This window comes from Paenibacillus taiwanensis DSM 18679 (assembly GCF_000425125.1).
Lineage (GTDB): Bacteria > Bacillota > Bacilli > Paenibacillales > Paenibacillaceae > Paenibacillus_B > Paenibacillus_B taiwanensis.
Genome location: NZ_AULE01000001.1, coordinates 73,865 through 89,491, shown reverse-complemented (window position 1 = coordinate 89,491; position 15,627 = coordinate 73,865). Strand labels below are relative to the sequence as shown.

Sequence of the window (15,627 nt, the reverse complement as noted above, 5' to 3'; positions counted from 1 at the left end):
AAGTGCGAATTAAGATGCTATTGCAGCTGTATTTTCCTATGTTGAACGGAACGCGAAACAAGACTTCAAGAGGCTACACCAACATGCGCGGCAGAGCAAAGCTTCCGAATATTACAGTATAACGCAAATTAATTGTGGATATAAAACCACCTTTTTGAGATATTTTTCACACTTAAATGGTCAAGTATAGTGAAAATGGTATATTGATGCCTGATATATAAATTATACTAATTCACATTATTAAAGGTTAGTTCCAAGTGGAGGATCAAAAATGGATGAAAATTTGCTTGAGAAAGTATTTGATGCTGGTGCAAATACGATATGGGCTGAAATGAAAAAGTTGAGAGGACAGGCTTCAGAATAGAAAGAAATAATGAGAAGGAGATGGGTATGGGAACTAATTCAGAATGCTTCTGACTGTACGCCTAATGATAAGAAGACAAACATTAATATATCAATTAATAACGAAAGCAAGCTAGAATTTTCTCACAATGGAGTTCCATTTACCTATGAAAACCTAGTTGATTTAATAACACAAATATCTTCAAAGGAAGGCGATGTCGAGGAGAAAACAGGGAAGTTCGGAACTGGTTTTATCTCAACACATTTATTATCCGAAAAAGTTACGATAAGTGGTGTACTTAAAAAGAGCTCCAACATGTATATGGATTTAAATTTATTAATCGATAGGAGTGGAACTTCATACACAGAAATAAGAGATAATATAAAGGATACACTGAGCTCACTTGTGAAGATGAAACAAAATAACAATAATGAACATAATACAATGATGCAAAATAGATGGAAGACTAGCTTTAGTTACGACTCGAGTAACTCTATAGAGACACGAGAAGCTATTACGGGGGGGTTAACAGATTTGAATAAGTCGGCACCCTTTGTATTAGCAATAAATAATTCAATCTCATCGATTATGTATAATGGAATTGAATTTACAGTGGATTCTGAAATAAAAGTCACCGAAGGTCGGCTAATTAGAATAAATAAAACGTCAAAGGATAGAATAGATCGATTTAATATATTGATTAAGTCAGAAGGTGAGTTATCAATACTCGCATTTGTTCGGGAACAAAAATGGAAGAGTCACTGAGGTATTACCTTTTCCAGATAAAATACCGAAATTATTTTGCAATTTCCCTCTAGTGGGGACAGAAGAATTCTGCTTCCCAGCTATTATAAACTGCTCAAAGTTCGATGTTGAGAGAGATAGAAATGGAATCCTTGAAGGTAATCAAGAAAATAGAGAGTATCTCGAAAGAGCTGTAAAACTATATGGTGAGCTTTTAAATATAGGTTGTAAAAATCAGTGGAAGAGCATGTATAATTTATGCCATCTTTCCAAATCAAAAGATTCAACTGTACAAAAGCATTTTAGGACTGAAATAGTAAATATATATGAGTAGTTACCGATTGTGGATGTTAATTTAAATGGGAATTATAGCGGTTATAGAGCTGCATTGAAAAATAACACACAAGATTTAATTGGAATACCGAATTGGTATGTTTCAGAAGAAGTAAGTAATGAATTCTGGGAACTAGTTAATTCATATGCAAAATTCCGTATCCCTACAAAAGATACATACTTAGAATGGTATAAAATTGGTCAAGTCAAAATTGATATACCCTATATTAATAAAGAAATGAAAAATAAGAGTTTAGAAGAGTTTAAAGGGAAGTTTAATGGAAACATAGATCCGCTATATACATGGTTGAATAAATACTACTCCTTGTGGATTAAGATTAAAGGTGAGGATGATTTTACTCAAGATGCATGGGTTCTAAGCCAAAATGACAAATTTATAGAAGTATCAAAGATTTCACTCGACGACAATATAGATAATGTATTAAAAAAAATAGTAAGTGATTTAGGTGACAATTTAATTGAAAGTCTGCTGGTTAGAGAGGTAAAGCTACCAGAAGACATCATAAAAAAGAAAATAGACAATAGAGTTGTAGCAAAGAGAATTCAGGATAAAATTAATCAAATTCTCTCAGATGAAACCCTAAATAATAAACAAAGAAGTAATGAACATCAGGGTATTTTTAATAGGTTAACTAATTGGTTCCTTGAAAATCCTAAACCGAGCGAAGAGCTATTTGATCAGCTTTATAACAAAAGGAATCTTCTTTCTACGCCAGAAGAGAATATAAGAAGATTAAAAATTGCTGAAAAAATAGAAAGTAATAATATCGAGTATGAGCAATTAGACGACATGATTAATAACCATCATAGAATCGCTGAGTTGATCGATAATTTGAGTAGCATGTCTGGTGAAGAAATAAGGTCTCGATTAGTACATATCTCATCAAATTCTAGTTATGCTCGTGAGAAGTTTAATTCGATGTTAGAAGAAACAATTGAAAAAGTATACATTTATTTAAATGATATAAAAAAATATCATCTTGCTGAATCTCTAGAAGATTGGATAGAACAAAAGTACTCAGAAACAGTTTTTCGAGCAAAAAAAGATGGAAAAGAGATTAGAATAGTTATTCGACCTGGTTATCAGAACAAAATAATTTTTTATTATGATCAAGAGATTGAGGCTCTAGATGATACTAACTACGAATTATGGACGTATGATGGTCAAGGAAATACACGAATGATTACTTTAGGAGATATACTTAGAACAACCGAGTTTACTGTAATTCCACTTGGATAGCATATAGTCAAAAACGCCATATTTTAGGGAGGGTGTATGATTGACTTTATTATGAAGAAAGTAGAACAATCGGATAGGAATAGCATTATATATATTCACCCAGTTTCTTCAGAGGAAACGATAAGTAAATATATCGGCCTTTTCAAATTCAGAAGGAGGATTTATCGTTTTTGGAGTAAAAGATGATGGTAAGAGGCTAATGCTTAGAAAATTTGCATTTACTATCGATGAAAATATGGTTAGAAGCTTCCTAGCCGAACATGTTGAGTTTTCAATTGTAACTTTTGAGTATCGTGGTACAACATTAGCCTGCATTAAAGTAAATAAGAGCAATGTTGAAATAAAATCTAAGAACGTTACTTATATTTTCGATAAGAACATGGAGGTTATAGAGTTGTTGAAAACTAAAGTGTTTTTATCGTATTGTCACAATGATAGTTGTATTGCTGATATATTTGGAACAAAAAATCTTGGAGAATACTAATGGAAGAGTTGTAATCTCAAGGGATATTAATAAATTGAAATTCAAGGATGGTCTTGATGAATATATGCAGACTATAAAAGACCATGACTACGTTATTTCTATTGTTACCGATGGATATTTAAGGTCTCTTAACTGCATGTATGAAGTTTCAGAACTTATGAGGGATAGTAATTACTATGACAAATTATTGTTCGTTATAATGTCTGATAAGGATATAGAGCATTATGATAATAAAAAAACGATAGTTAAAGCCGATGTTTATTCAATCAATAGGTTCGACTATATAAGCTTCTGGGAAGATGAAAAAAGAGCGATCGATGCTAAAGTTGAAAAGATTAAGAATCCTGCACTCATGTTACAATTGGCTGAAGAATCAAGAAGAGAGTTTATAATGCTGAGCGTAGGTGCTTTTATAGAAAAATTAAAAGATGGGTTAGGTGTATCTTTTCAAAACATGTACTCATCGGATTTCAATGAATTTGCTTCAATTCTCTTGAATCACAATAATAAGACTTAGTGGTTTTTTAAATAATGTTCATCGGCTAGCAATTATCAAGGGATTTATTAGATAAAAACTAAATTGGGAACTGCAGGTTCAAGCATCTCAAAGCCTTCGTGAGCATCAAATCCAAAGGGGCTGTCCCCTAACTGGGACAGTTCCTTACAATATATGATGTTAGCAGACGTCCTGATTATGGTTTCAACTTTAGATAACAGGTTTCCAACTTTCTTTTCATGGTAATATCTAGTGGTTCCAAACTTTCTTTTTTTCGCTTTTATCACGTACTCTGGCAAACACAATAAAATCAACAAAAATGGTTCACGACATTTTTATCACCCAACACAAATTGTGTCAGAAGAAAATAAAGTGTTAGACTGAAAATTATCAAGACCTAAACTTAAGGGAATCAAATAACATAAAGGGTTCTACATATTATGCATAACTAATATGTGGAACCCTTTATTTTTAACTGTCGTTCCTCGTTAGTTCAACGTCAATTACCTTGATTAGGTTTCTAACTTATGAATCGAATACTTCCCTATTTGCGTAACAACATTTTGAATGGAAAATCACCATCTGAAGCTACCAGCTTTTCCATCACCTTGTCACGTAGAAATGGTGCTTTTTCTTTATTCGCTTTAGTTAAAGCTATTTCTAGTTCCTCTTTTGTAAGTTCGGTGCAGTACGCCGGAGTTCCTGGTTGTTGTCTCCACGAATCGCTTAAAGAACCGCTATCTACGGCATCGAAGCCTAGTTCGTTTGCTACACCCATGATGATTTTTTTATGGGATAGGTCATTGTCAGCGTCGACCGCTATAGCAATGCGTACATCCGTCCCTTCAGGAGTCCCATGATGCTCTAGCGTATAGGCTAAGAAATTGTTGAATGCTTTAAAAATTGGTCTTCCTAAATGACGCTCTTGGGACTAGATGGAATTCTGCTGTTCCAGCCATCTCAAAATCGCTTTATTTGATTCCTCCGGCTTTTCTTCCTGGATCCAATGACCGCAATCCAGATTGACAACTTCCACATTGGGCACGAACTTTGTCAGGTTTTCAGACTTCGCAACCATATCCCGATCGCCGTAGATCATGAGGGTCGGCTGCTGGATGATTGGGTTCACCTCCGCCAATAAGTGCCAGTTGCGGTCAAGGTTCCTGTACCAATTTATGCTGCCCGAGAACCCTGATGTTTCAAAAGCGGAGACGTAAACGGCCAGCTCGCTTTCGCTCATTACGGGCTCACCGAGCGGTGTTTCCGCGTTGGCGAGATTGATCAACGCCATACCTGGCTCAGGTGCTCTGAGAGGCTCGTTCTTCCGGTACAGGTTACGAAGGAACCTGTACGTATTGTCTTCGAATACGGCGTCCGCGACGCCTGGCTGTCGATTGAAGTGGACGAAATAGAAATTGTCGCCAAGTATTTCTTCCATGAACTCGATCCAGGGTTTTTCTCCGCGCTCTTGGTAAGGCAAGCTCAGATTTATCACTTTATTAACGCGGTTTGGATGCAACAAGGTCAGTCCCCAAACGACGAATGCACCCCAGTCATGACCGATAAAGGTAGCGTCTTCGTATCCGTAGTGATCGAGAAGGGCGACGAGATCACCCGACAAGTGTTCAATGTCATAGTCTGTTACTTCGGTTGGACGGGATGAGTTGCCATAGCCCCGCTGGTTGGGGACGATGACATGGTAGCCCGCTGCAGCAAGAGCGTCCATCTGATGGCGCCAAGAAAAGGCATGCTCTGGCCACCCGTGGCAGAGTACAATAGGTTTTCCTGCGTTTTCTCGGCCTGCTTCAAACACTTCAAGTTCCACACCGTTGACTGAAATAAGGGTGGGTTTAGGAAAATTGGTTGAATTAAACATTGAATTAATACCTCCTTCTTGTGATACATGTAGTATAATCGATAAACGATGACATCATATTGTCACCGTTCTGAAATCATCTAAAAAAGAGGGCAATTATGGACAAAGTGGAGAGACTCATTTCAATTATCATGATATTGCTGAAAAAAGAGGTTGTTGCGGCAACGGAATTCTCACAACTATTCAATGTCTCCAAAAGAACGATCCTTCGCGATATGGAAACATTGGGCTTGTGCAACATCCCCATCTACTCTGTCATTGGGGTCAAAGGCGGCTTCGGCATAATGGATGAATACAAGGTGGATAAACGCTTATTAAGCAGCTCCGATTTACAGAATATATTAACTGCGCTGGGTGGATTGGAACAAATTCTTCTTACCGAAGAAGTTGAAAGAACGATAAAAAAAATAGAGGCAATGGTTAGTCCATTGTCTCTTAATCGTTCCATTCAACTATCGTTTTATGATTGGGAAGGTCGATCCGAAATTCTTGAAACCGTAAAGACATGTCAAGAATCCATAACAAAGAAAAGGCTGGTTTCGTTTAATTATACAGATAAAGACGGGGCTGTAACGGATAGAATGGTTGAGCCCTATGAGCTGCATTTCAGCGAATCGAGTTGGTACTTGAAAGGATTCTGTTTACATAGACAGGGATCTCGAACATTCAAGTTATCCCGAATCGATCATATTTCTATGGATGAACGCGCGTTTCATCCAAGAGACGATTGGTCTGAGCAAGGACACGAAGCAAGTTATTTACCGCAATTCGTCACGATTAAGGCATGGATATCGCCTAGCATAAAAGATCAAATCATCGAAAGGTATGGTCGAAAAAGTATTGAAGACCATGGTCCTGAACTTTTATTAGCAACCATATATGTCCCTCAAAATTATATGGGATTTCAACTTTTAGCAAGCTTCGGCACTCATCTAAAAGTTGTAGAGCCCAAAACCTACGTTGATGACTTTAGAAATTATTTATCTCAAATGATGGAGAACTATTCCTGATCAAGGTCCGCTATGGGCTACGCCCTCCACAAGTAGAATCATATTTGTATTTAATCTTAACATTATATACATTGTAAACAGTAACATCGATATCTAAATAATGAATCTATCATATATAAATATAGTGGATATATGCTCTCTCATAAATTGAACATAGTATCCACTATTTATAATAGTCTAATTAATGAAAAATAAAGTGTTAGACTGGCGGCCAGTCATTAAACTAACAAGTGGTATGGGATCTCAAATAATTAGGAGATGGTTTTCCAAATTGTGATAATGTTGTGTCCGATTAGTATTTTGATCTCTTTATTTATTAGGGTATAGTAACATAAAGTAATAAAATTGTAGGGGGATTTTTGAATGCCTGATCTCTTGCTAGTGTTATTCTTGATAAACTTATCTTTATTTCTCTTGCACGAAATGGATGCGATAAGACGTTCTGAGTGGAGATTGTTTATCGTGCTTAAGGATATGGAAGATTCTAAAGCTTATAAAGTATTCACCTTTATTCACCTTCCTCTTTACACAATAATACTCTATTTACTTTTTAGTAAATATCAGACAGTTACTTTTTGGGTCCTAGATTTATTTTTAATCATACATGCAATCCTGCACCTATTTTTTGAAAAGCACCCCCGTAATGGATTTAAAAATACTTTTTCAAGAACAATTATTTATCCAATGGGAATTCTTGCGGCTATTCATTTAGTATTACTATTTAATAACTGAGTACCCATAATATCAACAACAAAGATGTTTGAATCGATAGCAATATTAAAACTCATATAATAAAGCACTGACGACTATGCTAACAAGAAAACGATTGTTTAATAAAGCAGAGGCAGTCTAGGAGTTTATTTTCTCGTCCAAGGCTGCCGATTGTCAGATGATATATAAAATAGTGAACCAGTAAAAAAGTCGTGAACCATCTATGTCAGTCCCGGTGATGCAAATGCTCATCGGGACTTTATTATTTATAGGGGGTATTTCGAATGGAAACACTAGCTAAAATTTTAATGAGCTTGGTTAAATAAAATTTGAAAACTGGATGGTTAGTAAATTAAATAAGGCTCTTCGCTATACTGGTAGTGATATACGTTTACTAATCTAACAGAGCGATTTGACATGGAACCTATGTGGGGATGAGTACTCGCGAGAGCTTCGAAGCACAAGTATTTCGCGATGCTAGGCAGCATATCATGCCTGCTTCTTGACGAAAGAAAATAAAGTAGTAGACTGGCATGGCGATTAGCAAACGGCTGAGCAGTGAGCCTGCAGCTCGAGCTCCTGATTCTTTTGGATGCACCGGGGCGGGCAGCCAAAATGAGAGAAGTAGGGAAATAAACAGCCAGTGTGATCCTTGCGGAGCTTCGACATGGTATACGACAAGCATTTGTTAATAATTCGAGTTGGATTACTTATCATATCTTATGAATCAATAGACAAGCCATTTAGGCTTTACTGATAAATTCAATTTATGCAGAATATAGCTATATGCTTTTAAGAAGTAGAAATGGGCATTGGGTTTTGTGATATAATGAGGTAAAATCTTCAACTCTAAAAACGCAGGGACTATCCCTCAAATAACCGTTGATTCCTGAGTTCCTGGATTTGTGGAAATCCCAAGAGGAGGAAAACAGAAATGAAGAAGAAGGTTGTTACGACTTTATGCGGTACCATGATACTTTTAGTGGGCATGGGCACAGGTGCTTTCGCGAGCTCGCAGCTCCAAGAAATTAAAGCGTTGTTAAACGGAGATTTAAAAATCAGAGTGAACGGGGAGATTACCCCTCTCAAAGATGGCAATGGCAAAGCGGTGCTTCCCATTACTTATAATGGAACCACGTATCTTCCGGTACGATCTGTTTCTGAGCTGCTGGATGTTCCAGTGAATTATGACGGGACAGCCAAAGAGGTGACTATTGGCGAACAGCAAGCAGGCGTTCCCGTGAAGCAGGAGGATTTTAACACCAGTCTGCATACCAAGGACCCTTCACTGACCAAATACGGCGGCAAGAATTATAAGGAAGTTCTGTACAGCGCACCTAATTCCAATATTAAATATACCATGCTCAGCCCTAACGGCAAATATAAGAAGCTTGTTCTGCAATTCGCTGCAGTCGGCAAGGAAGTGGAGTCTCTTGAAATTAGGGATGATGACAAGAATGTGCTACTTAAAAAAGTAGAGAAGATTTCGCCTAAAAGTGATCTCCAGACGATTGAGGTAAATATTTCTGGAGTAGAGAACATATCAATAAATGTGACACAAGCGGTTGACGGTGGGTTTATTATTCCGCTAGATACTTCAATTTACAAGTAAGATTAAGTAGATAAGCCCACAATGCCCGTATAGGCGTAGTGAGCTTATTTTCACGTGAGATTACATTAGATATTTTTCTCGTTCTTTTGCAATGAAGAGATTTAAATCCATCGTCCGTTAGATGTGGACAGGCTTACAGGGTATGTGTCGTCGGAGTGTCAGAAGAAAATAAAGTGTTTTCTTAGTGCTTAGGTTATGATAAGTCCCCTGTTTAAGCACTACTTGCCACCCGCGTACGTTCTTTAATAGGTGATTGGAAATGGAATATAATAAGGAGGACGTAGCCCAAGCGAAGGCGCGGGAGCGTTCTTTTTATTGAACTAACGGGCAGGATAGTTGAAACCGTAGCATCAAAGTAGGGGGCAATTATGAAAAACAAAACAATATTAGATATTAGGTATTTCGGAGTAGAAAATTATCACTTTGACATTTCTTACATTGGAGACAGATATGCAAGAAAACTGCGTGAATTCGATTTTAAAACGAGAGAATATGACCATATATACATTAATTTTAAAGATTCATTACAAGATGGTCATATAGAGATTTCACCACAGGATGATAGGCATATTTACGTTAACATCGGAGTTTCCGTTAATAAATTCAATATCTTAAACCCAGATGAAAAATTCATTTTTATAATTGAATTAACTACTGAAGCTCTACGTGCCCTTTGTGAAAGAGACGAACTTGACTTTGAAGTAGTAAAAAGGGTCAAGAATTTGATGCTACAATATTATACCGAATTGGAAATTGTTCATAAGGAAAAGGAAACGGCAAAATATAAGGTCGTAATTAGCTATCAGATAAGACCATTGAACAAGGCTTCAATTTCATTTGTTGAATATACTGATAAAATCACTGGTGTTAGTAAGAAGAAAATACTTACTAAACTTAAAACGTATACAAATATTTATTTTTTGGTTTCAACCATAAGTGTTACAAAGGACGCTGTGACATTAAAACCAAGAAATTCATCAACAACACAAGTGCATTTAAGTTCATACAGAACACCTATCCAAATTCCTATTGTGGATTTTTTTACGAAAGATGATAAGATTTCTTCACAGGTAATGTTCCGCTAACTGGGAACGATAGTATAGTATATCATTAGGCTGCCGGCACGATCGGCAGTCTGTTTAGTTAACGTGCAGGCTAGCTGGTTAGTGGTGGTAAATATTTGAAAAAGGGACATATCACATCAAAACTTTAGTGCTGAGGGAGTGAGCAATTGAATATTAGAGAGGCCCATGAAGGGGATTACCCTGAACTAAGAAAGCTGTATCTCGAATCACGGCACAATACCTTCGTATGGGACCATATTATTGAAATGACTTTGGAGGATTTCGACAAGCATACGGATGACGAATTCATCATCGTAGCAGAAGAGGCCGGTATCCTTATGGGCTTTACCTCCTTGTATTTGTCGGATAACTTCATTCATAATCTTTTTGTTCACCCGGATTGCTCAGGGAAAGGTGTCGGCAGTCGATTGCTGCAAGCAGCTGACGTTAAAATGAATAAACCGATGCGATTAAAATGCGTATCTAAAAATCATAAGGCATTGACATTTTATGAACGCAACGGATGGAAGAAGGTTGTTGAGGAAGGTCTTCCGGGAGAAGAGAAGTACTGGGTTATGGAATATAATTAAAATAAGGAGCCGCATTTGGTTTTGGTTCCTTTTGTATGGTTGTCGAGAAAGTCTCGATAGCCATTCTTTTTGCTTTATATTTTTATATGACAAGATAACAAGTAACCTCAAAGAGTTTCAGACTTTATTAGTGACCAAACAGTGCATTTCGTTCAACTAACGGGACACGCTAGTTGAATGACTACAGCGGCAGTCTAAAACTCTATTTTCTTCGGACGGATAATTTTAAAGTTAGTTATTTAACATGAATGTGAGTAAAACCAACGTAACAAAACACAAGCTGCTTATTGATCCAATTAGCGATTAGGTCGATCGTGCACCATCAACTCCATTGTTTCGCTTCTTTATCATATACATGGAATAAAAGTATACTTACGATATACTGATTATTTTGAACCCATTGATTATAAATTCCACCATTCTCTTCTATAATACTTTTTACATTTTTAATTCCTATTCCCTCGAATCTCCTATTCTTGCGAGTTTTAAGCTCTACAGGATTAAAGGCATTTGAAATTTCAATAAGTAGGTTTTTTTCAAATTGTTTAATAAGAAGTGAAATCTCTTTGTCTTTAGAATTAGGTAAACGTAAGACGGCGTTTAAGGAGTTATCTATTAAATTGCCGAGCACAACGGTAAAAATGTCAGTATCTAAATCAATGTTTTCAGGAAGGAAAGATTGAACGGTCAAAGATATTCCATTGCTTTCAGCGATAGATTTTTTTTCATTCAGCAAATAATTTAGCACATAGTTATTTGTAAAGAAATAATCAGTGTGTTCAACTTTTTGGAGCGAACTTTGAAGATACTTTTCAGCCCCAGCAGTATCTCCCTGACTTAACATTCCCATTAGAACTACGTATTGGTTTTTTAAGTCATGCTTCATTGAATATAGTTTAGATTGTGATTGCTTCAATTGTTTGAAAAAGTTCAATTCTGATTCAAATCGTATTTTTTGCGTTGTAGTTTTTTCAAGCTTTTCAAAATAACTTCCGAGTGTTATATAAAGATATAGTATGCATATATTCATATATATAATACAAGAAGCAATTAATATAAATATAAAATTAGGATGATTAATAAAGTTGATTTCAGAAACTACAATTGTACTTAACATAAATACGGATATCATGGGTATAGAAATTAGAGTCATAAGGAGAAAAACATTTATTGGCTTCTTTAAGTTACGCTTTTGGAGAGCGATAATTTTAAGAACAAATAAAGCTATTAGTTTTAAAATTACCGCAATACCGGCTCCTCCAATCATAAAAAATAAATACGAAGTATAACCTTCTGATAATGAAATCGCTTTCGTAATAACAAACGAGATGGAATCGCACATTAGAAACAATAAAAGTAAGCAAATTAACCAAAAGAACTGTTTCCTTACATCTATTTGATTTCTCTTTGTGATAACTAAAAACAATATAGCAGTGAAGATAATAGTGATTAGAATGTAGGATTGTTGGCTAGATAACAAATAAAATGTGGTAAGAAAAAGAGCCAAGGATGTAACAACAAAGTTTTCTTTAGAAAACAGTTTGTAAGTGGGGGTGTTTGGAAAATAATAATTAGCCAACAATAAATTTACAACAAAGTTGATTAATGCAACGATAGTATCATTCATTATATGAAGTCTCTTAACTTCATCAAAATTTGTTTTCTGGCACTATCTAAAAATTTACGGCTTATTGGTATTTCAACCGTTTCCTTATCATTTAAGTTGGCGATAATTATATTGTTTGTTATTTGTTTTACACACCTAACATTAACGATAAATGAGGTGTGGACCTGCACAAAATTATCATTAACTTTGGATAAAAGGGCTCTTGTTTGAAGAATCGTTTCGTATATATCTGAGGGCGTGTGAATAAGTACGCTCCTTTTATTTTTTTCAAAGTAAATAATTTCACTAAAAGAAAGGCTGTAAAACACTTTGTTAAATGTAAACAAAAATTTGGAATTATCTAAATCTAAATATTTAATTGCACGATTTAAGGCAGGATATAATTTGTCTTTTGTTACGGGTTTTAAAATGTAATCAAAAGTGTTAACCTTAAAAACCTTTTCCATATATTCTTTGAAACTTGTAATAAAAATAATTGGACAAGTAAAATTATTTTTTCTAATAGTTTCGGCAACTTCTATACCCGATAAATTAGGAAACTCGATATCTAAAATAAATAAATCATATGTATTTCCTTCAAGTAATTCCATTAAACGAAATGGACTGTAGAATATATCTATCTCAAATAATGAGGAGTCATATTCTAATAGTAAATCTTCGATAGCTTTTGCAATAACAGGAACATCATCACAAATAGCGACTCTTATTACCATCATTTCACTCCTTAAATAGAGGCATTTGTAGCTATGGTGCACGATCATGTTATAAACAATAATTAATGTTTTATGATTATTATTTTACAATATAGTATATATTGAAATTCAACTAATAAGTAGATATAACGAATGGATTGAGTTAATAATTAAATTGTTATCAACTTCAGATGTGTGTGTGTCCTATAATGTGGTTGAGAGGCTTAACATTACTGCTGCACTTTTCAAAGATGTGGAGGACAAAACCGGAAATTTAGAGATGGGGTCTTTGGTGATGGCGGTAATTGAGCTCAAAGCAAAGTCACAGAGCGGTCTTATTTATGTTGCTAATAAATGGTCAGTTTCATAATATGTTTGCCCCCCCTTTTTTTTATAGTTTACGACCACTCAGAAATGCCTTCTAAAATGAAGATTAAATACTGAACCCCTTCTGTTCGTCTACAACCATCTTCCATAACTAGCTTATTTATACATTATTATTAATAGTATAAAAGATACTGTCTTCTGTATCCAGCTATTATTTTAGTATAGCTATGATGCTAATAATTACATTTAAATTGCAGTTTGTTACATCTAAGAAAAAAAGAGTTAAAGGTAGATTATTATTAAAACAAATAGAGTATCATTTCTATTTGGAATTTAATGAAAGTGATGTGACCTTATAGTTAAAGGGGGTGGAATTCAATGACAAACGTTGTTTACTCCAAACCAACAATTGAGAAAGTGGCTGGCTTTAAAGAGTCTACTAAAGGGCTTTGGACTGGTAAATACACAGATGTTTTTGGTGGACGTGCATTAATTAAAATCATAATTCAAACCTAGTGTAAAAGAGAAAAGTGGTCATTGGACAATTTTGAGATGTTCAATGACCATTTTTTATAAAAATGCTGTGTAGAGACTCATGTGTTAATTTATTTCTAATAACGATGAAAACTAAGCGAGAGGGGGGGCTATTATTAGCATTCAGTTAAAAGAAAACGCAACAAAATCAAGTCCTAAAAAAGTACCATTTCAAATACATATAAAAACGGTTTCGGTAAGCATTTTACTTATTTCTCAACATGAGTATATTAAATATTCTACAGGCGATCTGGACATATATTGTATATCAAGTGAATATCTAAAAGTTGTAGACCAGATAAAGGGAAGTAATGAATTTGAACTGTCAAAATTAGCGCTGACTCTTCAAAAAATGGTTTCGAAAGGGATCTTTGTTCTGGTTGATCATCACGAAGTTATGGTAGGAGGAGCATTATTTGATGTTTCTTTATCCTGGAAAATGTTAAATGATATTTTAATTATAAGTGATTCGGCTAGTGATATTGCGCGATACTGTGATTTAAATATATCAAAATCAGCAGTTGCATTGAATCTGATAAGTAGTCTGCCCTATTATCCTTTTCAAAATATACCTTTATGGGACGGTGTGAATAAAATCCACCCTTTTTGTGTTTTAAAATATGGAAAAACCCAGGAAGTAAAACAATTTAAAAATTGGATGTCACCAGAACTAAATAATGATGTTGAATTGACGCTGCAAAATATAAGAGAGCGTTTTTTTGAATTACTAAGAAATCATACTAGTAGCTTTGCTAATATATCTGCTGACCTCTCTGGTGGTGTTGATTCAGCCACCATTGCATATGCTTTAAAAGCACATTATGCAGACATTAAGCTGTATCATGCAAAAACAGATAGTAAATGGAATAGTGATTCCAAGTGGGCCACTATGATTGCAAATGATATGAATGAATCGCTAAATTCTTTGCCATCTATCGGTGCGTCTGGTCGGAGATTTGAAACAGACATGCCATACTCAGGATTAACGCTACCGGATTCCCCGGTTTTTTGGGCAGATACAGAGGGTTATGTTGAAAATATAGTTCATTTCAATGAGAACTATGGAAATTCAATTCATTTCACAGGTCTTGGTGGTGATGAATTGTTTACACCTATGCCAGCATATGCGTGGTCCATTGTAAGGCAGAACAGAATGAGGAGTGTAACGTTTGGCTTCCAATACTGTTTAATTACGAGAACACCATTCCTACAAGGTATATCTAATCTTATGAACAATACATCATTTAAAGAAGCACTAAAAACTGAAATAGATATTGGATTTGGCCATGCAAAACTAAGGAAGAAAGAGTCTGATTTGAATTGGTTCGGAAAAATTACGATTCCAGCATGGCTTGTAAAAGATTATCATGTTCCATGTTATCAAACTGCTATGAAAACGTTAAATGAAATTTCTGGAGCTCTTGATTCCGATCGTTCAAGACATCAAGCGCTAGAGTCATTGCTGTTTCAAAAACGTGTACTAAGCCAACTTAATGTGATTTATGGAAGTTTAACATGGATAGCTCCTTTTTTAGATTCAAAAATGATTGAGTCTTCATTATCTATACCAATGCGGTATCACTTAGAATCTGAGCTTACCAAACCCATGTTGTATCGAGCAATAAAAGGAATTGTTCCGAGCGAAGTATTTACTCGAGGTTTTAAAGGAGATTATTCATCATTTTTATACAAAGGATATAAGGAATCTGCAAAAAAAAATATTCATGCCGTTAGAGATTTTAAAGTTGTGGAGCTAGGAATTGTTGATCCAGACATACTCGTCTCTGAATTATCTATGCCAACTGCTTTACACAATCGAATTGTAGCCTTTGAAAGGCTAACTGCTGTTGAGCGATGGCTTCATAATGCAATGAGTTATTCGTCGTAAATGTGAAACTAGGAATTCGGAAAGGGGGCAATGTT

Annotated in this window: 16 protein-coding genes; 11 read left to right on the top strand and 5 right to left on the bottom strand. The window is 35.3% G+C overall.

Annotated features, from left to right (window positions below):
- Positions 1-373: 373 nt before the first annotated feature.
- The 4 genes from H509_RS23885 to H509_RS0100415 all read left to right on the top strand — a co-directional run bounded on the left by H509_RS23885 (position 374) and on the right by H509_RS0100415 (position 3,682).
- Complete coding sequence (locus H509_RS23885; protein ID WP_036695732.1) at positions 374-1,108, top strand: sacsin N-terminal ATP-binding-like domain-containing protein; 735 nt, start codon at positions 374-376, stop codon at positions 1,106-1,108.
- Between the two features lie 322 nt (positions 1,109-1,430).
- Positions 1,431-2,681, top strand: coding sequence for a hypothetical protein (locus H509_RS0100430; RefSeq protein ID WP_028543328.1), 1,251 nt, complete (start codon positions 1,431-1,433; stop codon positions 2,679-2,681).
- Positions 2,682-2,811: 130 nt separating this feature from the next.
- Positions 2,812-3,165: an ATP-binding protein gene (locus tag H509_RS28700; RefSeq protein ID WP_084159018.1), complete on the top strand. Its 354-nt coding sequence runs from the start codon at positions 2,812-2,814 to the stop codon at positions 3,163-3,165.
- Positions 3,137-3,682, top strand: coding sequence for a hypothetical protein (locus tag H509_RS0100415; RefSeq protein WP_157277382.1), 546 nt, complete (start codon positions 3,137-3,139; stop codon positions 3,680-3,682). Before H509_RS28700 ends, H509_RS0100415 begins: the two co-directional genes overlap by 29 nt.
- A gap of 47 nt (positions 3,683-3,729) precedes the next feature.
- Here H509_RS0100415 and H509_RS28105 read toward each other — a convergent pair whose 3' ends face one another.
- The 3 genes from H509_RS28105 to H509_RS0100405 all read right to left on the bottom strand — a co-directional run bounded on the left by H509_RS28105 (position 3,730) and on the right by H509_RS0100405 (position 5,537).
- Entirely contained in the window at positions 3,730-3,948 is a 219-nt protein-coding gene (locus H509_RS28105; protein WP_211234288.1) for a hypothetical protein, read from the bottom strand.
- A 257-nt stretch (positions 3,949-4,205) separates the two neighbouring features.
- A complete protein-coding gene (locus H509_RS28695; protein WP_028543325.1) occupies positions 4,206-4,439 on the bottom strand; it encodes an NAD(P)-binding domain-containing protein in 234 nt (77 codons plus the stop codon).
- 153 nt (positions 4,440-4,592) lie between these two features.
- A complete protein-coding gene (locus H509_RS0100405) occupies positions 4,593-5,537 on the bottom strand; it encodes an alpha/beta fold hydrolase (RefSeq protein ID WP_028543324.1) in 945 nt (314 codons plus the stop codon).
- Positions 5,538-5,635: 98 nt separating this feature from the next.
- On the opposite strand from H509_RS0100405, the gene H509_RS0100400 reads away from it, so the two are divergent.
- The 5 genes from H509_RS0100400 (at position 5,636) to H509_RS0100380 (ending at position 10,524) form a co-directional block, all read left to right on the top strand.
- Complete coding sequence (locus tag H509_RS0100400; RefSeq protein WP_028543323.1) at positions 5,636-6,547, top strand: helix-turn-helix transcriptional regulator; 912 nt, start codon at positions 5,636-5,638, stop codon at positions 6,545-6,547.
- A gap of 363 nt (positions 6,548-6,910) precedes the next feature.
- Complete coding sequence (locus H509_RS0100395; RefSeq protein WP_028543322.1) at positions 6,911-7,279, top strand: DUF6713 family protein; 369 nt, start codon at positions 6,911-6,913, stop codon at positions 7,277-7,279.
- Between the two features lie 913 nt (positions 7,280-8,192).
- Complete coding sequence (locus H509_RS0100390) at positions 8,193-8,870, top strand: stalk domain-containing protein (protein ID WP_028543321.1); 678 nt, start codon at positions 8,193-8,195, stop codon at positions 8,868-8,870.
- A gap of 368 nt (positions 8,871-9,238) precedes the next feature.
- The gene (locus tag H509_RS0100385; protein WP_028543320.1) at positions 9,239-9,955 is read left to right on the top strand and encodes a hypothetical protein; all 717 of its coding nucleotides are present in this window, start codon (positions 9,239-9,241) and stop codon (positions 9,953-9,955) included.
- Positions 9,956-10,101: 146 nt separating this feature from the next.
- Positions 10,102-10,524, top strand: coding sequence for a GNAT family N-acetyltransferase (locus H509_RS0100380; protein WP_028543319.1), 423 nt, complete (start codon positions 10,102-10,104; stop codon positions 10,522-10,524).
- Positions 10,525-10,846: 322 nt separating this feature from the next.
- Here H509_RS0100380 and H509_RS23875 read toward each other — a convergent pair whose 3' ends face one another.
- Positions 10,847-12,151 carry a sensor histidine kinase gene (locus H509_RS23875; RefSeq protein ID WP_028543318.1) on the bottom strand — a complete coding sequence of 435 codons (1,305 nt, stop codon included), beginning with the start codon at positions 12,149-12,151 and terminating at the stop codon, positions 10,847-10,849.
- A complete protein-coding gene (locus tag H509_RS0100370; RefSeq protein ID WP_028543317.1) occupies positions 12,151-12,864 on the bottom strand; it encodes a LytR/AlgR family response regulator transcription factor in 714 nt (237 codons plus the stop codon). The genes H509_RS23875 and H509_RS0100370 overlap by 1 nt, the downstream gene beginning before the upstream one ends.
- Before the next feature lie 684 nt (positions 12,865-13,548).
- Between H509_RS0100370 and H509_RS27430 the strand changes: the two genes are divergently transcribed.
- Complete coding sequence (locus tag H509_RS27430; RefSeq protein WP_157277378.1) at positions 13,549-13,686, top strand: lasso RiPP family leader peptide-containing protein; 138 nt, start codon at positions 13,549-13,551, stop codon at positions 13,684-13,686.
- Between the two features lie 370 nt (positions 13,687-14,056).
- A complete protein-coding gene (locus H509_RS0100360) occupies positions 14,057-15,592 on the top strand; it encodes an asparagine synthase-related protein (RefSeq protein ID WP_036695730.1) in 1,536 nt (511 codons plus the stop codon).
- The last annotated feature ends 35 nt before the right edge of the window (positions 15,593-15,627 follow it).